The sequence below is a fragment of the Lentilactobacillus kefiri genome (genome assembly GCF_009739535.1).
GTDB classification, from domain to species: Bacteria; Bacillota; Bacilli; order Lactobacillales; family Lactobacillaceae; genus Lentilactobacillus; species Lentilactobacillus kefiri.
This window is the reverse complement of record NZ_CP029971.1, coordinates 2,105,913-2,129,471: the sequence shown is the minus strand read 5'-3', so window position 1 is coordinate 2,129,471 and position 23,559 is coordinate 2,105,913. Positions and strand designations below refer to the sequence as shown.

Annotated in this window: 23 protein-coding genes; 20 read left to right on the top strand and 3 right to left on the bottom strand. The window is 41.7% G+C overall.

All coding sequences use genetic code 11. The annotated features are described in order from the left end of the window. Position 1: 1 nt before the first annotated feature. Genes DNL43_RS10105 through recN form a run of 3 tightly spaced genes read left to right on the top strand, consistent with a single transcriptional unit; the run spans position 2 to position 3,038 of the window. On the top strand, positions 2-817 hold the full coding sequence (locus tag DNL43_RS10105) for a TlyA family RNA methyltransferase (protein WP_057962229.1): 816 nt from the start codon (positions 2-4) through the stop codon (positions 815-817). Between the two features lie 39 nt (positions 818-856). After that, positions 857-1,315: an arginine repressor gene (locus tag DNL43_RS10100; RefSeq protein WP_057962230.1), complete on the top strand. Its 459-nt coding sequence runs from the start codon at positions 857-859 to the stop codon at positions 1,313-1,315. A gap of 22 nt (positions 1,316-1,337) precedes the next feature. Beyond that, positions 1,338-3,038 carry a DNA repair protein RecN gene (gene recN / locus DNL43_RS10095; RefSeq protein ID WP_057962231.1) on the top strand — a complete coding sequence of 567 codons (1,701 nt, stop codon included), beginning with the start codon at positions 1,338-1,340 and terminating at the stop codon, positions 3,036-3,038. 59 nt (positions 3,039-3,097) lie between these two features. On the opposite strand, the gene DNL43_RS10090 is transcribed toward recN, so the two are convergent. Then, on the bottom strand, positions 3,098-3,403 hold the full coding sequence (locus tag DNL43_RS10090; protein ID WP_054769427.1) for a hypothetical protein: 306 nt from the start codon (positions 3,401-3,403) through the stop codon (positions 3,098-3,100). Between the two features lie 162 nt (positions 3,404-3,565). Here DNL43_RS10090 and gmk point away from each other — a divergent pair, with 162 nt between their 5' ends. From gmk to DNL43_RS10035, 11 genes are all read left to right on the top strand, one after another. Further along, complete coding sequence (gene gmk, locus DNL43_RS10085; RefSeq protein WP_057822642.1) at positions 3,566-4,180, top strand: guanylate kinase; 615 nt, start codon at positions 3,566-3,568, stop codon at positions 4,178-4,180. A gap of 1 nt (position 4,181) precedes the next feature. Beyond that, positions 4,182-4,394: a DNA-directed RNA polymerase subunit omega gene (gene rpoZ, locus DNL43_RS10080; protein WP_054769426.1), complete on the top strand. Its 213-nt coding sequence runs from the start codon at positions 4,182-4,184 to the stop codon at positions 4,392-4,394. 174 nt (positions 4,395-4,568) lie between these two features. Next, on the top strand, positions 4,569-5,777 hold the full coding sequence (gene coaBC, locus DNL43_RS10075; protein WP_057962232.1) for a bifunctional phosphopantothenoylcysteine decarboxylase/phosphopantothenate--cysteine ligase CoaBC: 1,209 nt from the start codon (positions 4,569-4,571) through the stop codon (positions 5,775-5,777). 18 nt (positions 5,778-5,795) lie between these two features. Beyond that, the gene (gene priA, locus DNL43_RS10070) at positions 5,796-8,195 is read left to right on the top strand and encodes a primosomal protein N' (protein ID WP_057962233.1); all 2,400 of its coding nucleotides are present in this window, start codon (positions 5,796-5,798) and stop codon (positions 8,193-8,195) included. A 26-nt stretch (positions 8,196-8,221) separates the two neighbouring features. Further along, positions 8,222-9,166: a methionyl-tRNA formyltransferase gene (gene fmt / locus DNL43_RS10065; RefSeq protein ID WP_057962234.1), complete on the top strand. Its 945-nt coding sequence runs from the start codon at positions 8,222-8,224 to the stop codon at positions 9,164-9,166. After that, positions 9,167-10,498, top strand: coding sequence for a 16S rRNA (cytosine(967)-C(5))-methyltransferase RsmB (rsmB, locus tag DNL43_RS10060; RefSeq protein WP_057962235.1), 1,332 nt, complete (start codon positions 9,167-9,169; stop codon positions 10,496-10,498). Positions 10,499-10,512: 14 nt separating this feature from the next. Beyond that, a complete protein-coding gene (locus DNL43_RS10055) occupies positions 10,513-11,262 on the top strand; it encodes a Stp1/IreP family PP2C-type Ser/Thr phosphatase (protein WP_054769425.1) in 750 nt (249 codons plus the stop codon). Further along, positions 11,255-13,303 (top strand): Stk1 family PASTA domain-containing Ser/Thr kinase, encoded by a 2,049-nt coding sequence (pknB, locus tag DNL43_RS10050; RefSeq protein WP_057962236.1) that lies wholly within the window; start codon positions 11,255-11,257, stop codon positions 13,301-13,303. Before DNL43_RS10055 ends, pknB begins: the two co-directional genes overlap by 8 nt. Before the next feature lie 69 nt (positions 13,304-13,372). Beyond that, positions 13,373-14,263 (top strand): ribosome small subunit-dependent GTPase A, encoded by an 891-nt coding sequence (gene rsgA / locus DNL43_RS10045; protein WP_057962237.1) that lies wholly within the window; start codon positions 13,373-13,375, stop codon positions 14,261-14,263. Between the two features lie 11 nt (positions 14,264-14,274). Continuing rightward, positions 14,275-14,928: a ribulose-phosphate 3-epimerase gene (gene rpe, locus DNL43_RS10040; protein ID WP_054769424.1), complete on the top strand. Its 654-nt coding sequence runs from the start codon at positions 14,275-14,277 to the stop codon at positions 14,926-14,928. Beyond that, the gene (locus DNL43_RS10035; RefSeq protein WP_057962238.1) at positions 14,929-15,591 is read left to right on the top strand and encodes a thiamine diphosphokinase; all 663 of its coding nucleotides are present in this window, start codon (positions 14,929-14,931) and stop codon (positions 15,589-15,591) included. A 77-nt stretch (positions 15,592-15,668) separates the two neighbouring features. Here the strand turns inward: DNL43_RS10035 and DNL43_RS10030 are convergent, their stop codons facing one another. Together DNL43_RS10030 and rpmB are read right to left on the bottom strand one after the other, a co-directional pair. After that, entirely contained in the window at positions 15,669-16,655 is a 987-nt protein-coding gene (locus tag DNL43_RS10030; protein WP_156645071.1) for an IS30 family transposase, read from the bottom strand. A 139-nt stretch (positions 16,656-16,794) separates the two neighbouring features. Further along, positions 16,795-16,980: a 50S ribosomal protein L28 gene (rpmB, locus tag DNL43_RS10025; RefSeq protein WP_008856832.1), complete on the bottom strand. Its 186-nt coding sequence runs from the start codon at positions 16,978-16,980 to the stop codon at positions 16,795-16,797. Positions 16,981-17,201: 221 nt separating this feature from the next. On the opposite strand from rpmB, the gene DNL43_RS10020 reads away from it, so the two are divergent. The 6 genes from DNL43_RS10020 to rnc all read left to right on the top strand — a co-directional run bounded on the left by DNL43_RS10020 (position 17,202) and on the right by rnc (position 23,552). Beyond that, positions 17,202-17,564: an Asp23/Gls24 family envelope stress response protein gene (locus DNL43_RS10020; RefSeq protein ID WP_054769498.1), complete on the top strand. Its 363-nt coding sequence runs from the start codon at positions 17,202-17,204 to the stop codon at positions 17,562-17,564. A 30-nt stretch (positions 17,565-17,594) separates the two neighbouring features. Then, on the top strand, positions 17,595-19,304 hold the full coding sequence (locus DNL43_RS10015; protein WP_095344959.1) for a DAK2 domain-containing protein: 1,710 nt from the start codon (positions 17,595-17,597) through the stop codon (positions 19,302-19,304). A 68-nt stretch (positions 19,305-19,372) separates the two neighbouring features. Continuing rightward, positions 19,373-21,403 (top strand): ATP-dependent DNA helicase RecG, encoded by a 2,031-nt coding sequence (gene recG, locus DNL43_RS10010; RefSeq protein WP_057962791.1) that lies wholly within the window; start codon positions 19,373-19,375, stop codon positions 21,401-21,403. Positions 21,404-21,416: 13 nt separating this feature from the next. Further along, positions 21,417-22,460: a phosphate acyltransferase PlsX gene (plsX, locus tag DNL43_RS10005; protein WP_057962790.1), complete on the top strand. Its 1,044-nt coding sequence runs from the start codon at positions 21,417-21,419 to the stop codon at positions 22,458-22,460. A gap of 52 nt (positions 22,461-22,512) precedes the next feature. Continuing rightward, positions 22,513-22,755, top strand: coding sequence for an acyl carrier protein (gene acpP, locus DNL43_RS10000; protein ID WP_057962789.1), 243 nt, complete (start codon positions 22,513-22,515; stop codon positions 22,753-22,755). Positions 22,756-22,841: 86 nt separating this feature from the next. Then, positions 22,842-23,552, top strand: a complete 711-nt coding sequence (gene rnc / locus DNL43_RS09995) for a ribonuclease III (RefSeq protein ID WP_054769497.1) — start codon at positions 22,842-22,844, stop codon at positions 23,550-23,552. Positions 23,553-23,559: the final 7 nt, after the last annotated feature.

The window sequence follows — 23,559 nt, the reverse complement described above, 5'->3', positions numbered from 1 at the left end:
TATGGAAAAGCAACGAGTCGATGTATTACTAGTTACCCAGGGATTGTTTGACACCCGAGAAAAAGCCAAGCGGGCTGTTATGGCTGGTGAAATTCTGGGTGATAACGAAGAACGCTTGGATAAGCCGGGAACAAAGATTCCAGTGGATACCGATTTACATTTAAAAGGCAAACCAATGCCATATGTCAGCCGTGGTGGCTTGAAATTGGAAAAAGCTTTAAAGGTTTTCCATTTGGATGTTAAAGGTTTAACTGTTTTGGATATCGGATCATCAACTGGTGGGTTTACGGATGTCATGCTCCAAAGCGGAGCTAAAATGAGTTATGCCTTGGATGTTGGCAGCAACCAGTTGGTTTGGAAACTCCGTGAAGATCCTCGAGTGGTCGTCATGGAACACACCAATTTTAGATATAGTAAACTGGCTGACTTTACCAAAGGCCAACCAGAATTTGCTTCAATTGACGTGTCGTTTATTTCACTGGAACTCATTCTTCCGCCATTGAAAAGCATCATAAAAAAGAACGGCCACGTTGTTGCATTGATTAAACCGCAGTTTGAAGCGGGAAAATCAAACGTCGGCAAGCACGGAATTGTTAAAGATCCAGCTGTTCATAAAATGGTTTTGGAAAAGATTTTAAACTTTGCGGTCGCCAATGGCTATTCCGTTCAAAACCTTGATTTTTCACCTATTAAGGGTGGTGCAGGGAACATCGAATTTCTAGTTGAGTTGGAATCCGTTGATGAACCCGTCATGTCACCAAATGTTTCGATTGAAAAAGTCATTGAAAACGCTTATTCTGAGTTAAAGGGATCATAACCTGTATTTTTATTCAATTAATTGTTGGGGGTGTATTTCATGCGCAAAAAAGAACGCCAAAGACTCATCAAACAACTACTTACAAGTAATAATATTCAAAGACAGGAAGACTTTGTTGCTCTTTTGGATAAACAGGGAATCAAAGTGACTCAAGCGACGGTTTCCAGAGATATTAAAGATATGCAGCTGGTCAAAGTACCTTCTGTTACCGGGGGGTATCGATACAGCCTGCCAACCCGGAAAAATATTGACACAGAAAAAAAGTTGGTCCAAACGATTCGCGATTCGTTTGTATCTGTCGATTCTCAGGACAAACTGGTTTTCTTGAAAGTTCTTCCCGGCAGTGGGCCGGTTATATCCAGTCTGATGTATCAAATGAACTATAGTGGTATTTTTGGCACCATCGGTGATGACAATACTGTCTTAATTATTGGCAAAACCGAAGAAGATGCCCTTAACGTCAGAAATCAGATTAATGGCATGTTGGGCACTGATTAATAATCATTGAGAGGTTTAATCCATGTTACTTGAATTATCAATTACTGATTTTGCAATAATTGAACATTTGGATATCGATTTCCAGTCGGGGATGACTGTCTTAACTGGTGAAACCGGTGCTGGTAAATCGATTATTATTGATGCCGTGGGGCTTTTGGTTGGCGGACGAGGGTCACATGACCTTATTCGGACCGGAGCCTCTAAAGCTGTTATCCAAGGAAACTTTATCCTTCACGAAGATAATCCTACATATAGTGTCCTTGATGATCTTGGGATTGATCACAGTGACAGCAACGTTATCATTGAACGTGTCATTTTTGCAAACGGTCGAAATAGCTCCCGGGTAAACGGCATTATGGTTAACATTGCTACTTTAAAGCGAATTGGCGAGACAATTGTGGACATTCAGGGTCAAAACGATCATCAGGAGTTAATGCGTCCTGAACGTCATATCCAGTTGTTGGATGATTTTGCCGAAGATGAATTGACACCGATCCTACAAAGTTATCAGGAAAAGTATGATCAATTTATCAAATTGCGAAACCTTAACGAGAAAAAGCACCAAAATGAAAAAGAGTGGGCCCAAAGAGTCGACATGCTGAAATTTCAAATCAAAGAAATTGAAGCAGCGGACCTTCATGCAAATGAAGATACAGATTTAGTTGCCGAACGAGATCGATTAAATAATTTCCAGAAAATTCACGACGCTCTTCTAGCCAGTTATGAGGGTATTAACGGTGATGAAGATGCCAGTGGATCAATAGACTCGATCGGATCAGCAATGAGCTCAATGCAAGATATAGAGGATCTTGATCCGGAATTTAAGCAAATTTCAGATAATCTTTCGGGGGCGTTCTTTGCCCTTCAAGATGTCGCCAGTCAAATATCTGATCAGTTAAGCAACCTTGAATTTGACCAGGACCGATTAGACCAGGTTCAGCAGCGATTAAACACGATTTATCAGCTAAAGCATAAATATGGTGATTCCGTCTCCCAGATTTTGGAGTATCTTGCCAAAATCAAGCATGAATTGAAGCAGATGTCAGGGGATGCTGCGGCTAACGATGACCTTGATAAGCAGCTTGCTGCCATCAAGGCTGATTTGATTAAGGCCGCCACCCAAATCACCAAGATTCGACAAAAGTGGGCCAAAAAGCTTGAAAAAGCCGTTCATAAACAATTATCAGATCTGTATATGGATAAGGCGGTTTTTGAAGTTAATATCCAGCAAAACCGAACGCTTAATCGTTTAGGCGCTGATAAAGTTGAATTCTATATTCAGACCAATCCAGGAGAAAAAATGCTGCCGCTAGTCAAATCCGCATCCGGTGGTGAATTATCCCGGATTATGTTAGCGTTAAAGACCATGTTTGCCAAAGCGGCCGGCGTTACATCAATTATCTTTGATGAAGTTGATACCGGCGTGTCCGGTCGAGTTGCTCAAGCAATTGGGAACAAGATATACACCATCTCTCAAAAGTCCCAAGTCTTGTGCATTACGCATCTTCCACAAGTGGCGGCTATGAGTGACCATCATTACTTTATTGAAAAGCAAATCAGCCACAACCGGACAACCACAACCATTACTGAGCTCAACGCAGCTCAAAGTGTTGCGGAAATTTCCAGAATGTTGTCTGGAACTGCCATTACTAAATTAACCAAAGAACATGCCGGTGAATTGATTCGCCTGGCAGATGATGAGAAGAAAAAGATTCAAGCATAAAAAAAGCACCAACACGTTGATTGTGTTGGTGCTTATCATTTAATTGATCCAGTCAGAAGCTAATATTTCTTGATTGCTTTTATTTCTGAGATTCTGACAATCCGAGTCAATCGATTATCATCAGATTTGAGTATATAGCGATCTGTCGAAATCTTGGAAAGATAGCCGGACTGTTCTTCGTCCTGATCGTTAAATTCGATTGTGATAGGGAAGCCCTCATCAAGGGTTTGTTTAATGAAATAGTTAATCTGGAAGGTCGACATTTGCTTAATCTGTCGCGTGTTTCGAACGATTTCGAAGAAACGGTCATAGTTGTTTTTGAACGTTCTGGTAATTTCTGATAAGTAAGATTGTTTGTTTTGCATTTTGTTCACCCCGAACATTTGTTTGTGGTTTCATTATACGAACATTCGTTCGAATGTGCAACCCTTAACCTTAAATTTCTTAAATCAGCGTCCAGGACTTGTCAAACAACCCAAAAAGGGCGATAATAATGGGTACTACAAATAATTGAAGGGATTTTATCGATGGCTAAAAGAGGAATGTTAATTGTTTTATCAGGACCGTCCGGAGTTGGTAAAGGAACGGTACGAAAAGCGTTATTCGAGGAACCGGATGTTGATTTTGAATATTCGACTTCAATGACGACTAGAAAACCGCGCCCTGGTGAAAAAAACGGTGTCGATTATTATTTTGTTTCTAAAGAACAGTTTGAAGAAAACATTCAAAATGGTGAAATGCTTGAATACGCCAAGTATGTTGACAACTACTATGGCACGCCTTTAAAATATGTTAATGAAACATTGGAATCCGGCAAAGATGTTTTTCTTGAAATCGAAGTTAATGGTGCTATGCAGGTTCGTGCAAACGTTCCTGATGCTGTCTTTGTCTTTTTGACCCCACCAGATCTGATGGAACTTAAGCATCGTCTGGTTGGTCGTGGAACTGACAAGATGGATGTCATTAATAAGCGAATCAAAAAAGCTGTTGGCGAAATCAGCATGATGCGAAATTATGATTATGCTGTTTTAAACGACAAGGTTCCTTTGGCTGTTGACCGAATCAAGTCAATTATTAGAAGTGAACGATTAAAAGTTGCTCGGGTAATGCCCGATTATGAATCAATGTTAGGAGATAAATAATATGTTACTTTACCCATCCGTTGATAAATTATTAGATCAAATCGATTCCCGTTACTCATTGATTGCATTGGCAAGCAAACGGGCCCATGAATTGGACGCAGGCGCAAAACCATTGCTTGATAGCTACAAATCTCAAAAATCCGTTGGTAAGGCGTTGGAAGAAATCGCTGCCGGCGTATTAAAGATTGATCCTAAGGGAAAAGATTTTGAATAACATTTGAAAATGAAAGGACTGGAGCAAAACAGATGTTTTGCCTTCAGTCCTTTTTTCACGTTGACTGTATTCTTTGATGAATATCGGACTTACGCCAATTTTTAGAGTGCTTCTTATTTTTATCTGCCTCAGATTTGGTACAATAAAAGATGAAATCTGAAACGGGGTGAAAGAATGTTTGAAAACAAGAATGTTGCGGTGTTCGTCACTGGAAGCATTGCTGTATACAAATCATTGACATTGGTTCGGCAACTGGTGAAAAATCACAATCAGGTTCACGTCATTATGAGTGAAGCTGCCCAGAAATTTGTGACACCTTTAGCTTTCCAAACTGTCAGCAAGAATCATGTATTAACGAATGATTTTACCAGCAGCGATCCGACAATCATCCCCCACGTAAGCATCGCGGACACAAGTGATTTAGCAATTGTTGCGCCGGCATCGGCAAATACGATTGCCAAGATGGCTAATGGGATAGCTGACAATGTTGTCAGCTCGACTTTATTGACCATGTCGACACCAGTGTTTGTCGTTCCGGCTATGAATACGCACATGCTAAGCAATTTTGCCACCCAGCATAATTTAACGGTTTTAAAAGACGCCGGCATTCATGTCATGGATCCGGCAGAAGGCTTTTTAGCAGAAGGCTATTCCGGTAAAGGCCGAATGCCTGAACCAAAGGACATTTTAGACTGGGTTGATCACTCGTTTAGTTCAAACGGTCAGTCTTTGGCAGGCAAAAAAGTTGTGGTCACCGCTGGTGGAACTCGTGAGCCTTTAGACCCTGTTCGATACCTCACCAATCATTCATCTGGAAAAATGGGGTTTGCAGTTGCTGAAGCGGCCAAAAATGCCGGCGCAGAAGTTACCTTAATTGCTGCCAATCCATTGAAGACCATTCCAACAGATCTTCATGTTATCCAAGTTGAAACAGCCTCAGAATTACTAAAAACAGTTAAGGAACAGTTTCGGGATGCCGACATTCTCGTGATGGCTGCCGCCGTTGCAGATTATCGACCTGCCACGGTTGCTGATAAAAAAATTAAAAAAACTGCTGACAATGAAACAATGACATTGAAGCTGGTTAGAAATCCAGACATTTTAAAAGAAGTTTCTTCTATTAAGAAACCCGGCCAATTTGTAACCGGGTTTGCTGCTGAAACCAATGATTTAATTGCCAATGCTGAGAAGAAAATCAAGTCAAAGAAGCTTGACCTCATCGTTGCCAATGACGTTTCTCAAGCTGGTATCGGCTTTAATGCCGACAACAACCAAGTCACGTTCTTATTTGCTGATGGGAGAAAAGTTAAGACTCCCATTGAAAGTAAGCAAAAGATTGCTACAAAATTAATCAGTATTATTTCAAACGAATTTCAAGAATAAATGAAAGGAGGATCCGCTTTGCAGGTTGCTCAAGTCATTGTTGACGTGCCAACACGTCAAACCAACAGTCCGTTTAGCTATGCTATTCCGGATAATTTAGCTGATCAAATTCAACCGGGCATGCGGGTTCAGGTTCCTTTTGGCAACCGGAAAATTACCGGTTTTGTTGTTGGAATTTCGGATAAGTCCAGCTTTGAAGGTAAACTCAAGCCAATTTCGGATTTAATTGATTTATATCCGGTCATTAATCCTGAACTGCTTGATTTAGCTGCATGGATGGCGGATCAGACATATTCGTTTAAAATCAGCTGTCTGCAGACCATGCTGCCTGGTGGGATGCGGACAAAGAACAAAAAGAAATTGATAGCGACAAGCCAACAGATTTGTGACCAGTATCCGGCCATTTTCCATGGCCAACGGGTTGTTGACTATGATCGACAAAATTTTGATAATCAAAGTTTATCAACAATTCTTAAGCTTCAAAAAAATGGTGACATTTCCGTTGAGTATGATTTAACCAACCATTCCAAGCCGATCATGTTAAAGGCATATCAAGGCAACCTTGATGATCAACAGATAGCCGATGCACTTAAAACGGTTCGAAAAAATGCGGTTGGCCAAATTAAACTGTTGAATCTCCTGAAAAGCCATTCAAAAGATGCTTTTCTGGTATCAAAATGGGAATCGATGGGGGTTACGTCGAGTACCCTTAAAGGTGCTGAAAAGAAGGGCTGGGTAACGGCGACTTTAAAACGCCATGTCCGAAATCCGTTTTTACGACCGGTAAAGCCTAGTCAACCATTTAAATTGCATCCTGATCAGCAAAAAGCAGTGGAATCGGTTAACCACGCCATTTCAAGTAAAAAAGATCAGGTATTCTTACTTGAAGGTGTCACAGGATCCGGCAAAACGGAGGTTTATCTTCAATCAATTGCCCATGCACTTGAAATGGGAAGAACCGCTTTAATGCTGGTACCCGAAATTACCTTAACGCCTCAAATAGTCGGCAGAATCCGTAGTCGATTTGGCAATCAGGTAGCAATGCTGCACAGTGCCATGTCCAATGGTGAACGCTATGATGAATGGCAGCGGATTAACCGGGGCAAGGCCAAAGTGGTCGTAGGCGTTCGTTCAGCCGTATTTGCACCCCTAAAGAATATCGGCTTAATTATCATGGATGAGGAACATGACAGCAGTTATAAGCAAGCTGACAATCCCAGGTACCAAACCCGGGATGTTGCCAAATGGCGGGCAGCTTACAATCATTGTCCGGTTGTGTTGGGAAGTGCCACGCCGTCTCTGGAATCCCGTGCACGGGCAATGAAGGGTGTTTATACATTGCTCAGCCTGCCACATCGAATCAACCGTCATGCTTTGCCGCACGTTTCAATTGTTGATATGAAAACTGAAATGGCAAAACACCAAAGTGCATTGTCAACCCAGCTGGCTGATGCCATTCAGGACCGTTTGGACAAGCACGAACAAATTATTCTTTTGCTAAATCGGCGGGGCTATTCGGCATTCCTGATGTGTCGGGATTGCGGTTACGTTCCCCGATGCCCCAACTGTGATATTTCACTGACGATGCACAAAGATACCCATACGCTCAATTGCCATTACTGTGGCCATAAAGAGCCGATTCCGACGATGTGTCCGAAGTGTCACAGTAAACGAATCCGTTTCTATGGCATGGGCAGTCAACAACTCGAAGAGCAGGTCAAGAATATGTTTCCAACGGCCCGAGTTTTGCGCATGGATGTTGATACAACCCGAAAGAAGGGCTCCCATGAGGCCATTATTGATAAATTTGGTGCTCACAAGGCAGATATCCTGTTAGGAACCCAAATGATCGCCAAGGGCCTGGACTTCCCGGAAGTTACCCTGGTAGGTGTTTTAAACGCCGACTCAGCTTTGCAATTTCCTGATTTCAGATCCAGTGAGCGGACATTTGAGCTTTTAACTCAGGTGTCAGGCCGATCGGGACGGGCTGATAAGACTGGTGAAGTCATCATTCAGACGTTTAACCCTGATCACTACGCCATTCGGCTTGCCCAGACGCAAGACTATGAGAAGTTTTATGCCACCGAAATGCGGGTTAGACACGAGGGTAAATATCCACCATATTATTACACGGTTAAGCTCACTGGAAATTCTCCCAGTGAGAATCAAACGGCTTCGGAAATGTTTGGGATCATGAATTTTCTCAAGAAAAATTTATCTCCGAAAGCCATTATTTTAGGGCCAACGCCAAAAACGATTACCCGAATTAACAACCGGTATTATTATCAAATTATTATAAAATATCGTAAGGAACCCACTCTCAAAGCAACTTTGGACGATGTCTTGGTTCAATCACAAAAGAATCAGCGCCAGGGCATTCAAATTGCGATTGATAATGAGCCTTTAGACTTTATGTAATTGCATCATGAAAGGAAACGATTAATTTGACGACAGTTGTATTTATGGGAACGCCAGCTTTTGCGGTTCCAGTTTTACAAGGATTGCTTGATAAAAAATATGATATTTTATGTGTCGTCACCCAGCCCGACAGGCCGGTTGGCAGAAAACATAAAATTTCGCAGAGTCCGGTTAAACAAGCCGCAGTAAAGAACAATATTCCGGTCTTTCAGCCAGAAAAGTTAAGCGGCAGTCCGGAAATGCAGCGGGTAATTGATTTTCACCCGGACTTGATTGTGACAGCTGCTTACGGGCAGTTCCTACCAACCAAGATGTTAAACGCAGTTAAGATTGCTTCCGTCAATGTTCACGGTTCACTGCTGCCTAAATATCGTGGCGGCGCACCGGTCCAATATGCCATCATGAACGGTGACAAAGAAACCGGAATCAGTCTTATCTACATGGTTAAAAAGATGGATGCAGGTGATATTTTATCTCAAAAAGCTGTCAAAATTGAAGATGATGACGACACGGAATCCATGTTTAAAAAGCTCAGTTTTGTGGGCAGAGACCTCCTCTTGGAAACATTACCCAAAGTTATTTCCGGAGACGTTGCACCGGTTCCCCAAGATGAAAGTCAAGTTGTCTTTTCACCAAATATCAAACCTGACGAAGAGATCCTGGACTTCAGTCAAACTGCTTTTATGATCAATGCCAAGATTCGTGCATTGCGTCCGGACCCGGTCGCTTATACAATGATTAATGATAAGCGAACCAAGATCTGGAAAGCTGAAGTGATCGATCAGCACACTGATTTACAACCGGGATCAGTCGTTGAAAAAACGAAGCATCAATTATTATTGTCCGCAGGTAAGGGAACGGTTCTTTCAATTCTGGAAATTCAGCCCGCAGGCAAACCAAAACAACAAATAACAGACTACTTAAATGGGATTGGCCAGTCACTTAAAGTTGGCCAACAGGTGATTAAATAAATGAAATATACAACAAATAATCCACGCCAACTTGCCGTTATGACATTGGTTCGTACAAGCAATGGTTCATATTCAAATCTTCAAATTAACGCCGTTATTCAATCAACATCGATGGGGAATGCCGATAAGGCACTATTTACCAACATCGTATACGGCGTCATTCAACACCGACTGACTTTAGAGTACAAATTAAAGCCATTCTTACGTGAACCCGAGAAGACAGAAACTTGGGTAAAAGAATTGCTTTACACAGCAATGTATCAGCTTGAATATCTCGACCGAGTTCCAAAGCGGGCGATTTTTGATGAAACCATTAAGATTGCCAAAGTAATGGGTCATGATGGAACCAGACGATTTGTAACCGGAATTCTTCATCAAATGGATCGTAAGGGAACTCCTAATTTGAATGATATTCAAGACGAAAAGACCCGCTTATCAATTGAATACAGTGTGCCAACATGGTTGGTCGGCATGCTGGAAGACCAACTTGGAAAGGAAAAGACGGCTTCAATTCTTGCATCCCTCAACAAGGCACCTAAACAATCGGTCAGAGCAAATATTGCCAAAATTTCTCAGGCAGATTTACTGCAGGACTTGGAAAAAGACGGCTTTGATGCCGAACCAAGTAAAGTTTCCAGTGAAGGAATCATCATTAAAGACGGTCAAATTATTCACAGCAGCTTCTTCTCAGACGGCTTATTAACAATTCAGGATGAAAGTGCTATGTTACCAGTCGAATCAATGAATATTTCACCATCGGACAACATTTTGGATGCATGTAGTGCGCCTGGTGGTAAAACCACTCAAATTGCTAGCCGTTTGGATGGTGGCAAGGTATTTGCACTTGATATTCACAAGAACAAATTAAAGACGGTTCAACGGAACGCAACTCGCTTGGGTCTGTACAAGAAGGTTGAAACCTTTGAATTGGATGCAAGAAAAGTTGACTCAAAGTTCGAAGATGGCATGTTTGACAGCATCTTAGTTGATGCGCCATGTTCCGGATTGGGATTGCTTCGAAGAAAGCCGGAAATCCGTTACGACAAAACGATTGCCGACGTTAACCGGCTAAGTGAAATTCAGCTGCAGATTTTAAACGCTGTTTCATCCAAAGTTAAAACTGGTGGCACTATTACATATAGTACATGCACAATCGTCAAACAAGAGAACCAAGACGTGATTGCGAAATTTATCACAGAAAATCCTAATTTTGAAGTCACCAAAACAAAGACCGATATGAACTTGAATCCAGATAGCGACATGGTTCAGATTTATCCCGATGACTATGATTCAGACGGATTCTTTGTTTGTTCTCTTACTCGGAAATCATAACGGAGTTGATCAATTTGCAAATTGCTTATCAATCCTCGACTGGCAAAGTTCGTGACAAGAACGAAGATGCAGTCGGTGCGTTCAAAAATCAAGATGGCTTAGTTTTAGCACTAATTACGGATGGAATTGGTGGAAATAACGCCGGTGAAGTGGCTTCTCAAATGGTTGTAACGCACATGGGAGAGGCTTTTGAAGAGACGGCAATTTCCAGTTTGGATGAAATTGAAACCTGGTTTGAAAATCAACTTGCCAAGGAAAATACCGCAATTATCGATGAGTCAAATACCGATACGCGCTTGCACGGAATGGGCACAACAATTGTTGCGGCGCTAATTGACGGCAAGCAAAGCTTAATTGCCAATATTGGTGACAGCCGGGGTTATGTCTACTCAAATGGTCAGTTTACTCAAATTACAGAAGACCATTCATACGTTAACGAACTCGTTAAGCATGGGGATATTACCCCTGATCAGGCAAAAACCAATCCATACAAAAATATTATTACCAAGAGCTTGGGGATTAATAATGATTCGGCAGCCGACTTCAAGCCATATACTGCCAAGCCTGGCGATCAAATTATGCTTTGCACGGATGGTTTAACCAACATGGTTGACGATTCCGATATTGAAAAAGTTTTGTCAATGGATGAAGAACTCCAGTCCAAGTGCGATATGTTGATCTCGATGGCTAATGAAAATGGCGGCTTGGACAATATTACCGTCTTACTTGCCCGATATGATTCGGAGGTGACATCCGATGAATAAGGGTTATGTATTAAATGGCAGATATGAAATCATTGGTCGTTTGGGCGAAGGCGGAATGGCTGACGTCTATTTGGCTGAGGATTTAATTCTCAAGCGAAAAGTTGCCGTAAAATTGTTGCGGCTGGATTTTCGTGACAACCCCAAAGCTAAGAAACGGTTTCAGCATGAGGCCATGGCTGCAACTCAGCTCGATAATCCTCACATTGTCGGCATTTATGATGTCGATGAGGTTGAGGGGATGCAGTACTTGGTCATGGAGTACGTCGATGGGGAAGATCTCAAGGAATATATCAAAGACAGCTTTCCGATTCCTTACGCCGAAGTCGTCAATATTATGGAACAGATTTGCTCCGCTGTGAGTGAAGCTCATCGACACAATATTATTCATCGTGATTTAAAACCCCAAAATATTTTAGTTGATAAAAATGGCTATATTAAGATTACCGACTTTGGTATTTCCAGAGCTGGTAGTGAAGACACGATGACCCAAACAAGATCCATTATTGGGTCGATTCATTACTTGTCACCGGAACAAATTAAAGGCCAGATGGCGACTGCTCGTTCGGACATTTATTCTTTGGGAATCATTTTATATGAGATTTTGACTGGCAAAGTCCCATTTAACGGTGATACGGCGGTTTCAATTGCGATTAAGCATTCACAAACCCCGATGCCGTTTGTCCGGGACTTTGACCCGCGAATCCCACAAGCATTGGAAAATGTTGTTCTCAAAGCAACCGCCAAGAACCCTGACGATCGTTATCAGAGTGTTAATGAAATGGCAGCGGATCTCAACACTTCTTTGGACAAGTCTCGGGCTAACGAGCCCAGGTTCACGGTTGAACCCCCTGCAGACACAGCTAACGAAGAAACAAGGGTGATGCCCTTTGGCCCTTTGAACGAGACGAATGCATCAGCCGATGCCAATCCCGCCAAAAGAGAACCGAACAACGATCATCCGGATGCTGAAAAAAATGACAAGAAGCCCAAAAAGAAACACCGTCGTCGCTGGTTGATCATTGGCGGCATTATCGGCCTGTTGGTTATCATCATCGCATTTCTGATGATCATGACAGCTACCGGTAAAACGACGGTCCCAGTTGTCTCCGGAACCTTGGAAACCGAGGCGGAGTCAAAGATCAAGGATGCCGGTTTAACGGTTGGTGATGTCAAATATCAAAGCAGCACCAAAATCGATCGTCACCGGGTCATTAGTTCCAGTCCTAAAGAAGAAACAAAGGTTAAAAAGGGGACAAAAGTCAATTTGGTTGTTAGTTCGGGTCCTCGAATGGTTCTGGTTGGCAATTATGTTGGCCAAAAGTTCGATGTTGTTAAACAAAAACTTGAAGATGAAGGATTCACCGTCCACAAGCGAAATGCACCATCCGGTTCATTCCAGTCTGGTCGGATCCTCCAACAGGACTTTCAAGCTGACAAACGTTTCAACCCGAATACCAAGACATTAACATTTGTCGTCTCAACCGGTGTTAAACGAATTACGCTGAAAGATTTGACCGGCATGACCAAATCACAAGTGATTGCTTATGCAAATAAAGTCGAAATCAATCCAACTTTTGACTACACATATTCAAGTGACCAGCCAAAAGGCCGAGTCGTTCGTCAGTCGCCAAACGCGAATGAGTCAATCCAACAGGGCGGCAACGTTGCTGTTTGGATCTCTCGGGGAACAAAGAAGGATAGTTCTGATGAACTAAAGAGCTTCAACACACGGATTACGATTCCGTATCTTCAAGAAACCGATACAACGGACGCCTCATCCAGTTCAGCATTAGATGAAAGTGGGGCATCTGATGAGTCATCTGCCGATAATAACAGTGGATCCAATGAAAACGTTGTACTGATTTACTTAAAGGATCACGATCACAGCTTATCCAATGTATACAAGCAAATGGTCATCACAAAAGATACCCAAGTCGTCTTGCCATTTAAACTGACCAATAACGAAGTTGGTAAGTACAAAGTGGTTCGAGATGGCAAAACAATCATGCGCGACAATAATGTCACGTACGATTCACATTAATAATTACTGCAAATTAAAGTCACTTCTCTTATAATAAAGGGGAAGTGACTTTTTTATCGAGGTGATCAATTGAAACAAGGAAAGATTTTTCAATCTTTGAGTGGCTTTTACGATGTCCATTCAGAGGGTAAAGTTTATCGAACTCGTGCCAGGGGGAATTTTCGCAAACGCAAAATTACACCATTGGTTGGTGATGACGTTGAGTTCCAAGTTGAAGATGAGAACAAAGGTTACATACTAAAAATGCTCCCAAGAAAAAATTCGTTGGTCCGACCGCCAATTGCTAATATTGATCAGGCAATTGTTGCAACGGCAACGACTCAACCGGAGTTTTCCAGTAATTTACTTGATCGTCAGTTGATTGCGCTTGAAATCAGCGGCATCACACCGATTATTTATTTTACTAAAACTGATTTGTTAAATGACAAGCAGATGGCTTATTTTAAAGAATTGGCGGCAGATTATGCCAAAATTCCTTATGACGTGATATTACCTGACAAGGCCTTTGATGAAAATTCATTGGACCATTTGCGTCAATTGTTTTCAGGTAAAGAAAATGTGATAATGGGACAGACAGGTGCCGGTAAGTCGACACTTCTCAATCATCTGGCGCCTGATTTGAAATTGGCAACCGGAGAAATTTCCATGGCCCTGAATCGTGGAAAGCATACGACTCGAAAAGTTGCCCTGATGCGGGTAAATGATGGGTATATTGCTGATACACCGGGATTCTCTTCGTATGATACCCTGGAGATCGATTATCGAGAGCTGGGCAGCTACTTTCCTGAATTCAAACGGGCATCCGTTAAGTGCCGATTCAGGGGATGCGCCCACGTCAACGAACCTGATTGTGAAGTTAAAAAGGAAGTTGCCGATGGTCAAATTATGGAAAGCCGATATGAAAATTATCTCCAGTTATATACCGACATCAAAAATCGGAAACCAAATTATAAAAAGTGAGGAAGTTCATTATGATTAAAGTTGCGCCTTCAATTTTAAGTGCTGATTATGTTAATTTACAAAAGGATATTGAAAAGGTTGATAAAGGTGGAGCAGAAGTGCTTCATATTGATATCATGGATGGTCAATTTGTTCCGGCATTGTCTTATGGTCCTGGTTGGGTCAAAGCCATTCGTCCAATTACCAAGATGACCTTGGACGTTCACATGATGGTTGAATCACCAGAACGGTTTATTGATCAATTTGCCGACGCCGGTGCTGACATCATTGGGGTCCATGTTGAAGCAACCCCTCACATTCACCGGGCATTGCAAATGATCAAGAACAAGGGTGTTAAAGCTGAAGTTGTTATTAACCCTGGAACACCGGTTTCTGCAATTACCCCTGTGCTTTACATGGTTGATCAAGTCTTGGTTATGACTGTTAACCCTGGCTTTGGCGGTCAAAAGTTCTTACCAGAAACGGTCAAGAAGATCGCTGAATTAAATGAAATCAAGAAGTCACAAAACCTCAACTTTGATATTGAAATTGACGGTGGTGTAAACGATCATACCGTTGTTGGCGCCTATAAAGCCGGTGCGACAGTTGCTGTTGCAGGGTCATACGTCTTTGATGCTGACGATCCTGTCAGCCGAATCAAAGCCATTAAGGATGCGACGAAGTAAATGAAAGTATTAAATTTGTTAGTTGGCGGTCCAATCGACCTCTGGCCTGATGAATTGAAAAATGGCCAGATCAAGGGCGACTGGATTGGTATTGATAGGGGCAATCTTCATTTAATTGATATGGGAATTGACCCGCTGGTTGCAATTGGCGACTTTGATTCACTGAAACCCGAAGAACTTCAGTTGGTTCGCAGTCATATCAAAGATATTCGGCAATCAATTCCGGAAAAAGATGATACTGATACGCAACTTGGTTTAAAGGTTGCACTGCAGGAGCACCATGCCGACCGTTTGGACATCTACGGCGCAACGGGCGGCCGCTTGGATCATTTCCTGGCAAACTTATGGATGGTCTTAGAACCCCGTTTTAAGCCGTTTGCTCCCAAGATTCGAATGATTGATAAGCAAAATACGCTGACGTTTTTCTTACCCGGTGAATACCAGATTGATAAGGAACCCGATAAAAAGTATTTGGCATTCGTGGCACTTACACCAATGGATCACTTAACCTTATTTAATGAGAAGTACAAGTTAAATGATTATCAGGTAACTCATCCTATGTCACTGGCCAGCAATGAATTTGTTGGTCAAACTGCCAAGTTTAAATTTGGCAGTGGGGTCATGTGTGTCATTCAAAGTAAAGATATTAACCGATTCAATTAATGAATTCGAAGTTATGTAAAAATAAAGGCATCTTCCAACAATAGTTGAAAGATGCCTTTATTTGAATGGGCGAATTGTCAAACTAAGTGCAACGGTTTGTCAAAAAATACTTCATATGGGGTTTCATAGTTTAACACTTTGCGAGGACGTTGATTTAACTGCTTTTGGCAGTGTCCAACGTCCTGTTCTGTATAATTATCAATATCTGTTCGCTTGGGAAAATATTCCCGGATTAATCCATTTGTATTCTCATTTGTTCCACGCTGTTCAGGCGAATATGGATCGGGCCAATAGACAGTAACACCTAACCTTTCGCTGATTTCATCAAGATGAAGAAATTCGGTCCCATGATCTGGTGTAATAGAATGAACAAATTCTTTAGGAATGGCCCCTAACAGTTCAACTAAGCCTTTATTTATCTCCTGCGAGTCCTTTTGCACAACCTTTTTGATAAGCGTAAGCCGACTAAGCCGATCGACAACCGTTAAAAGGATGGAGTGACCCGTTCGACCAATCACAGTATCAATTTCCCAGTCACCTATACGTTGACGCTGGTTGATAAAACCAGGGCGCTCATGGATCGAGATATAGTCGGTCTGTACTTCTCGATGTCGTCTAGTATTCTTTGAATGCCGAGTCCGATGTTTATGTCTGAGATGGCGCTGAATACCGGTATCACCACGTGAGGAGTACTTCTCACCTAAATTGTGTTGATAGATATGACGGTAAATTGTGTTGTAGCTAACACACCATTGATGTTCCTTATTAAAGCGAGCGGTAATCTGCTCTGGTGACCAGTGCAGATCTAAGATGTAATGAACAATTTGACGACGTAATTGTGGATGGCTGTCTAATAGTCGCTTCTTGTGACAATTCTGCCGCTTTTGATGATAGTCATTATCTGCTTTGCTTGGGGAATAATTACCTGCACAACGTTTTAACTCCCGTGAAATAGTGCTTGGATTTCGCCCCAGCCGTAACGCAACAGCCCGGATAGATAACCCCTTAGCTCGTAAAAACATAAGTATTTCACGTTCTTTTATAGTAAGATGTTTATAGCTCATACCGGATACCTCGAATTGTTTGATTTGGTCGTTAAACAGATTCTACCCGGTATGGGTTTATTTTTTTACTTTGTGTTGCATTTCAATTGTAAATTCGCCTGTAATAAAAAAGATCGATTATAATCGATCCAAGTTATTACTATACACGGGTAACTTTACCTGATTTAAGTGTTCGGGCAGAAATCCAAACCTTCTTAGGCTTGCCATCTACAAGAATGCGAACTTTTTGTAAATTTGGCTTCCAGCTGCGACGACTTGAGTTTAAAGCGTGTGAACGTTTGTTACCAAAGTGGGTACGCTTACCGTTAATAAAATCCTTTGCCATGGGTAACAAATCTCCCTTCTCTTTGATTTTAGTGTTAGAGTCTGTTTCATTACACTAGAATAATTTATCATAGATACATTGATATTGCAATACTTTTCTTTCAAGTAATTATACTTGACAGTCATTTTTCGAGGCTTTATGTTTACTTTGGTTTTTAGCGTTATTGTGGTAATATTAACTATCGTTAATAGGTAAATAGAAAATTAAGGAGGCTGCTGCACATGGCCGTCAAAATCAAAACAAGATTTGGAACAGTTGACATCGACAACAATGTTATCGCAAATGTTGTTGGCGGTGCTGCAACTGACAATTATGGTGTCGTTGGTATGGCAAGTCGCAACCAGCTAAGAGATAACGTCAACACCATTCTGAATCGTGAAAACTATTTCAAAGGTGTTGTGGTTAAACAACACAATAATGAAATTGAAATTAACGTTTATATCATCGTAGCATATGGAAACAAGATTTCAGAAGTTTCCAAAAATGTTCAAGCAAAAGTTAAGTATAATCTGCAAAGCATGCTTGGCGTATCTGCAAATTCGGTCAATGTAATCATTCAGGGCGTTCAAGTAATGAACGACTGATTACGCAAGTGACCAAGGAGGACAAGGTAGTTGAAAGTTACAGAAATTACGAATACCGAATTTACGGCAATGGTTCAAGCAGCCGCAACTAAATTAAATAAAAATTCTGATTTTATCAATTCATTAAACGTTTTCCCGGTTCCAGATGGAGACACAGGAACCAACATGAGCCTCTCAATGGCTTCGGGATACAAATATGTTAATAAGGACGTTAAAACCGAGGTCGGCGATCTGACTGCCGCTTTGGCAAAGGGCCTTTTAATGGGTGCCCGTGGTAACTCAGGTGTTATTTTGTCACAAATTTTCCGTGGCTTTTCAAAGTCCACCGAAGGCAAAACAACTTTGAGCGCCCAAGACATCGCTGACGCATTTATCGCTGGAACGGAAATTGCTTATAAATCTGTTATGAAGCCAACCGAAGGAACAATTCTGACGGTTGTCAGAATGGCAGCTTCTGCCGGTAAAAAGGCCGCCGCAACGACCAATGATGTTGTGGCCGTGATGGATGCAATTTACAAAGCATCTCAAAAAGCCTTGGAAAAAACACCTGATCTGCTGCCTGTTTTAAAGCAGGTTGGCGTTGTTGACTCAGGTGGTCAGGGACTGGTCTTTGTCCTTGAAGCCTTTGATGATGTATTAAATGGTCGAAACGAAACCGAATCTGGTGAGTATCAACCAAACGATGCCGAAATGAATCAAATGATCAAGGTCGCTGATCAAAGTGTCCAAAGCAAACTGAATCCTGAAGACATCGTGTATGGGTACTGTACCCAAATCATGGTTCGAATCGGCAAGGGTCGAGAAGTCGACCACAAATTTGACTATCAAACATTCTATGATTATTTAGCCAAATTAGGTGATTCTTTGTTAGTCATCAATGATGATGACATTGTCAAAGTCCATGTTCATACCGAACACCCCGGCAAAGTTCTTGCCTGGGGTCAGGAATTTGGTGATTTGGCAACTGTTAAAGTCGATAACATGCGTCTTCAACAAGAGACCATCATCGAAGAAGACGAGGACAATTCTCAACAGGATTCACCAATCCAAAAGGCTGAGAGTATCAATACTCAACAACCAGTTTCCGATACAGCGATTATTTCAGTTTCATCAGGAAAGGGTCTTAATCAATTATTCGAAAGTTTAGGCGTCAATCACATTGTGAGCGGCGGTCAAACGATGAATCCAAGTACTGAAGATATTGTTAACGCAATTAAGAATACGAAAGCCAAAAAGGCGATTGTGCTTCCTAACAACAAGAACATCTTTTTGGCAGCTGAACAAGCCGCTAAAGTCGTTGATATTCCAACCGTGATTGTCCATTCAAAGACAATTTCACAGGGAATCACCGCAATGCTTGGTTTCAATCCTGAGAACAGCCTTGAAGATAATCAAAAGGCCATGGAAGACAACTTGCCAACCGTTAAATCCGGTCAGGTAACAACTGCCATTCGGGATACCAAAATTGATAATTTGGAAATTAAGAAAGACCAGTTTATGGGAATTGTCGATGGTGACATTGCCACCGTTGGTGATGATTTGATCGACACAGCAGTTAAAATGGTCAAAAAGATGCTGGATGAGGATAGTGAAGCCATCACCATTATTTATGGTGAGGACACTGACAAATCAACCGCTGAAAAAGTGCAGGAAGGCATTTTGAAGTTGGATGACGAACTGGAGGTTGAAATCCACGAAGGAGATCAGCCGGTTTATCCATTCCTCATTTCTGTTGAATAAACAATTTGTAAAAGTTTGGTCACAACTGGCCAAGCTTTTATTTATATCATGAGTAAGGGAGGGATAGTATGACCAGTTTAAGCGATTCGGTTGGGGTCCTCAAAGGCGTTGGTGAAAAACGTTTAACAGCACTTAATAAGTTGGGAATTAATACGATCAACGACTTGCTGACTTATTATCCCCGCCGATATGATGATCTTTCATTAAAGGACTTGAGAACCGCAGTCGATGGTCAAAAAGTGACTGTTAAAGGAATTGTCATTAGTGAACCGACGGTCAACTTCTTTGGGCGTCGACGAAGCCGGCTGTCATTTCATCTCAAAATCAATGATGAAATTTATAGTGTTTCTTTTTTTAACCAGCCATGGCTGATGAAACAATTGGAACTGGAATCGCCAGTAATCATTTTTGGAACATTTGATCGCAACCGCAATCAAATTCAAGGAATGAAATTTCTAAATGGTGATAAAAGTGACACCTATGATTCAATTTATCCAAGTAACAAAGAAGTTAAACAAAACACAATCAAGCAACTGATAAAGTTGGGGTTTGATGAATATGAAGGTCAATTAACCGACATTGTGCCGGCTTCACTTCGACAAAAATATCGATTAGAATCCTTCCACGATACGATTCAAAATATTCATTTTCCAAAGTCCCCCGAAGCTGCTCAAAGAGCATTCCGAACCGCAAAGTTCATGGAATTCTTCTTATTTTCCATGAAGGTCCAAATGCTTAAAGCAACTCACAGAAAAACAGATCCAGCTGCCAAAATTACGTATGATCAAAAGCTGATCGACAAGTTTATCAGTCATTTAAAATTCAAATTAACCGATTCCCAATCAAAGGTTGTCAGTGAAATTTTGGATGATATGAAAAGACCTTTGGAAATGAACCGTTTATTGCAAGGCGATGTCGGCAGTGGAAAAACCGTCGTTTCGGCAATTGCCATCTTAGCTGCAATCAGTGCTCATAAGCAGGCAGCCATTATGGCTCCGACCGAAATTTTAGCTGAGCAGCATGCCAATACGTTTGCTCAAATGTTTGACGGCCTTAACGTCAATATTGCCTTATTGACCGGTGCAACCACCGGTTTGGCTCGAAAAGCCATGCTGCCAAGGATTGCCGACGGTGAAGTCAATTTGATTGTCGGCACCCACGCGCTCTTTCAGGATCAAGTTGATTACCACGACCTTGGGTTAGCGGTGATTGACGAACAGCACCGATTTGGTGTCAACCAAAGACAGGCGTTACGTCTGAAGGGCCACAGTACGAATATGCTGGCAATGACTGCTACGCCGATTCCCAGAACTTTAGCGATCACGATGTATGGTGATATGGACGTTTCGGTCATCGATGAACTGCCAAAAGGCAGAAAGCCGATCAAAACGACTTGGATCACGTCTGCCAAGACAGATTCAGCCATTCGATTTGTGAAAAAGCAGCTCGATTCCGGAAATCAAATTTACGTTGTAACGCCTTTAATTGAAGAATCTGAAGCTGTTGACATGAAAAATGCCATGGCAATTTTCGAACGGTTCAAGGCCATCTTTGAACCCCAGTACACGGTTGGTCTCTTACACGGTCGGATGTCTGACCAGGAAAAAGATACCGCCATGCAGGATTTCAAAGATAACAAGTTTCAGGTGTTGGTTGCCACAACCGTGATTGAAGTCGGCGTGGACGTGGCCAACGCGAATACGATGTTAATATTTGATGCCGACCACTTTGGCTTGGCACAGCTGCACCAGCTTCGTGGTAGAGTTGGCCGGGGAGATACCCAGTCATACTGTATCTTAATTGCCGATCCGAAAAATGAAATCGGTAAAAAACGGATGAAGGCCGTTGCCAGCAGTACCGATGGCTTCTTCCTCTCCCAAAAGGATTTGGAATTACGCGGTCAAGGCGACATAACCGGCAGCAAACAATCCGGAATGCCTGATTTCAAAGTGGCCGACCCGGTGGGTGATTTAAATATTCTTCAGGTTGCCAACCAAGAAGCTCAAAGCATTACCGTTCACAAGGATTGGCAAAAAAATCCAGAAAATGTACAATTATCACAGTATTTAAAATATAATGAAACAATTACTACTGACTAAATAGGAGTTAATTATGAAAATTGCAGTTGACGCAATGGGCGGCGATTACGCCCCAAAAGAAGTTGTTGAAGGAATTGAATTAGCTCGAGATGCTTATTCAGATGTTGAATTCCAATTATTCGGCAAAACCGATCAGATCAAAAAGTACTTAAAAAATGATGACCGGATTCAAATTATCCAAGCCGATGAAGTGATTGAAATGGGTGATGAACCCGTCAAAGCTGTTCGGACCAAGAAACAATCCAGTATCGTTTTGGCTGCGACAGCCGTAAAAGAAGGGACTGCCGACGCCTTCTTCTCAGCCGGCAATACCGGTGCAATCTTAGCTGCCGGGTTATTCATTGTTGGCCGGATTAAAGGAATCGACCGACCTGGATTGACGACCACTTTACCGGTTATTACCGGCAAAGCTCAAAATAAGTTTGTGATGATTGATGTCGGCGCCAACGCGGATACCAAGGTCTTAAACATCTATCAGTACGCATTAATGGGTAAATATTATGCCCAAAACGTCAACAAAGTGGCTAATCCACGGATCGGTTTGTTAAACAACGGAACCGAGGCTGACAAAGGTGACATGAACCATCGTAAGGTTCACGATTTGTTGGCCGCTGATAAAGATATTAACTTTATCGGGAACGTTGAATCACGTGAGTTGTTGAATGGTGCTGCCGATGTTGTGGTAACCGATGGTTTCACTGGGAATGCCGTCTTGAAGAGCATTGAAGGCACCGCATTATCGATGCTCAAATTAATCAAAAACACCATCATGTCAAATGGTACTAAAGCCAAATTTGGTGCATTGATGCTGAAAGACACCTTCCACAAAATTGGCGGTTCAATGGACTACTCCCAATACGGTGGAGCGGTTTTGCTGGGTGTCAAAGCCCCCGTTGTTAAGACCCATGGAAGCAGTAAGGCTGATACAGTCAAAAATACCATCGGCCAAATTCGTCAAATTATTTCATCAAATATGATCCCTGATTTAGACAAATATGTCACTGATCATTCCGATGAAATGAAACAAATAAAAGATAGTATCAAAAGCAGTAAATAGTTGATATAATGGGTATTAGCAAATTAATTTTATGAAATAGGTGTTTATCAAAATGGATAAAAAAGATGTGTTCAACAAGATTGCCGATTTGGTGGCTGACCAATTTGATGTCGACCGAAGTAAAATTACCGGAGACCTGAATTTTAAAAATGATCTGGACGCTGATTCAATTGATTTCGTTGAATTCGTGTTGGATCTGGAAGATACTTTTAATGCTGAAATTTCCGATGAGGATGCAGAGAAGCTGAATACAATTAACGAAGCTGTGGACTACATCATGGCTCATCAAAAATAATACAGATAACTAGAAATTGGAATTATTTCAAGACTGATATAATTTCAATTTTTTACTGTTATTTGACTTTATGTGGAGGTAAAAGATTGATAAAAGGCTTAAATGATATGTTAAAAAAGGATTTTAATATCCATGTTGATGATCAGGATTTATTAGACGAAGCATTCACACAGGCATCATACGTTAACGAACACCGTGGTGAAGGCCTCAAGTTTTACGAACGGTTGGAATTTTTGGGCGATGCTGTTTTACAGTTAATCGTTTCCAACTATATTTTCAGACGTTATCCAAAGATGCCGCAAGGGCGATTAACTCGTCTGCGTGCCGCAATGGTTAACGAACAAAGTTTCAGTACTTTCGCCAGAGAATGTCACTTTGATAAATACATTCGTTTGGGCAGAGGAGAAGAAAAAGCCGGTGCACGTGACCGGGATTCTTTGCTATGTGATATTTTTGAGTCGTTTGTCGGCTGCCTGTATCTTGACCAGGGTCAAGATGAGGTTACCAAGTTCGTAACCAAAGTGATTTTTCCAAAGCTTGACGAAGGGATGTTTGCCGAGTTCTTTGATCATAAAACAGAACTTCAGGAACTTGCCCAAGCCGATGGCCCAGTTGCTATTGATTATGAATTGGTTGATGAATACGGCCCTGATAACGACCGTTCATTTAAAGTCAACGTTTCAATCGACGGTAAAGATTATGGTGTCGGCATCGGCCATTCAAAGAAGGGTGCCGAACAAAAAGCCGCTCAACAAGCACTTGAGCACTTTGATACAGAAGGAGACAATCTAGTTTAGACTGGAG

What these genes read in the sequence shown, in the direction of transcription:
- DNL43_RS10030 (WP_156645071.1), bottom strand. Translation starts at nt 16,655, where the DNA reads ATGAGCTATAAACATCTTACTATAAAAGAACGTGAAATACTTATGTTT.
- acpP (WP_057962789.1), top strand. Translation starts at nt 22,513, where the DNA reads ATGGATAAAAAAGATGTGTTCAACAAGATTGCCGATTTGGTGGCTGAC.
- DNL43_RS10020 (WP_054769498.1), top strand. Translation starts at nt 17,202, where the DNA reads ATGGCCGTCAAAATCAAAACAAGATTTGGAACAGTTGACATCGACAAC.
- DNL43_RS10035 (WP_057962238.1), top strand. Translation starts at nt 14,929, where the DNA reads ATGAAAGTATTAAATTTGTTAGTTGGCGGTCCAATCGACCTCTGGCCT.
- plsX (WP_057962790.1), top strand. Translation starts at nt 21,417, where the DNA reads ATGAAAATTGCAGTTGACGCAATGGGCGGCGATTACGCCCCAAAAGAA.
- rpe (WP_054769424.1), top strand. Translation starts at nt 14,275, where the DNA reads ATGATTAAAGTTGCGCCTTCAATTTTAAGTGCTGATTATGTTAATTTA.
- rpmB (WP_008856832.1), bottom strand. Translation starts at nt 16,980, where the DNA reads ATGGCAAAGGATTTTATTAACGGTAAGCGTACCCACTTTGGTAACAAA.
- recN (WP_057962231.1), top strand. Translation starts at nt 1,338, where the DNA reads ATGTTACTTGAATTATCAATTACTGATTTTGCAATAATTGAACATTTG.
- gmk (WP_057822642.1), top strand. Translation starts at nt 3,566, where the DNA reads ATGGCTAAAAGAGGAATGTTAATTGTTTTATCAGGACCGTCCGGAGTT.
- DNL43_RS10105 (WP_057962229.1), top strand. Translation starts at nt 2, where the DNA reads ATGGAAAAGCAACGAGTCGATGTATTACTAGTTACCCAGGGATTGTTT.
- pknB (WP_057962236.1), top strand. Translation starts at nt 11,255, where the DNA reads ATGAATAAGGGTTATGTATTAAATGGCAGATATGAAATCATTGGTCGT.
- rpoZ (WP_054769426.1), top strand. Translation starts at nt 4,182, where the DNA reads ATGTTACTTTACCCATCCGTTGATAAATTATTAGATCAAATCGATTCC.
- coaBC (WP_057962232.1), top strand. Translation starts at nt 4,569, where the DNA reads ATGTTTGAAAACAAGAATGTTGCGGTGTTCGTCACTGGAAGCATTGCT.
- DNL43_RS10090 (WP_054769427.1), bottom strand. Translation starts at nt 3,403, where the DNA reads ATGCAAAACAAACAATCTTACTTATCAGAAATTACCAGAACGTTCAAA.
- DNL43_RS10100 (WP_057962230.1), top strand. Translation starts at nt 857, where the DNA reads ATGCGCAAAAAAGAACGCCAAAGACTCATCAAACAACTACTTACAAGT.
- rsmB (WP_057962235.1), top strand. Translation starts at nt 9,167, where the DNA reads ATGAAATATACAACAAATAATCCACGCCAACTTGCCGTTATGACATTG.
- recG (WP_057962791.1), top strand. Translation starts at nt 19,373, where the DNA reads ATGACCAGTTTAAGCGATTCGGTTGGGGTCCTCAAAGGCGTTGGTGAA.